Genomic DNA, 696 nt, shown 5'->3' with positions numbered 1-696 from the left:
TTCAGAACCGTGCATGAGACTTTCACCTCACACGGCTCCTAGTTCAGTCGTCTCGTTGTCATGAGTACGACTCTTGCCTTGACTGCCATCTACAGCAGTCTTAGCATCGTGACAGTGGCGGTGCAGCAATTGGAGATTTTTGTAATCATCCTTTCCGCCGAGGCATCTCGGGATGATGTGGTCGGTCTCCACTTGGTCTTCGATGGTGAAGTGCTGTCCGCACCATTTGCATTTGCCTTTCTGGTCTTTTAGCAGTTTGGCTTCTTGGTTTGAGATTTCTGGTGATTTCCCTCTCCTCGTTGCCCAGTAGACCCAATTTCCGTCATATGTCGATGCGTCTGATTTTACCAGTGTGTGCCGCACAATGGGAATCCAGGCGTGTTTTTGGAGTCGTCAACCATCCTTAGTTTGGAAAATCCACTCGTCCTTCCTTTCGTCCCCGTTGCTCAGTTTTGCCATACCTGTTCGGTAGTATTTTCTGAGCGTTTTATATTCGGCGTTTCCGCATCGTGACACTACCCATGCCCGTAGTTGTTGCCAGAGTATGTTATCTAGCTTGCTGAAAATCTCCGAGGAGACTACCCCTGAGTAGTACCTTGCCCATCCAGTGATGATGGGGTTGAGATGTTTAATCAGGGCGGCTTGAGGTGCTGTTTTGTGATTCCTAATCACCTCTTTTACCTTTTCAGTATGGGC

Annotated in this window: 1 pseudogene; it reads right to left on the bottom strand. The window is 48.6% G+C overall.

Annotated features, from left to right (window positions below):
- Window positions 1-27: 27 nt before the first annotated feature.
- Window positions 28-696: pseudogene (locus tag LKE08_RS11275) on the bottom strand (group II intron maturase-specific domain-containing protein); the annotation flags it as partial.

It is taken from the genome of Lyngbya sp. CCY1209, from assembly GCF_035615495.1.
Classification (GTDB): Bacteria; Cyanobacteriota; Cyanobacteriia; order Cyanobacteriales; family Microcoleaceae; genus Limnospira.
Note: the sequence above shows the minus strand (reverse complement) of the source record. Positions and strands in the feature narration are given on the sequence as shown.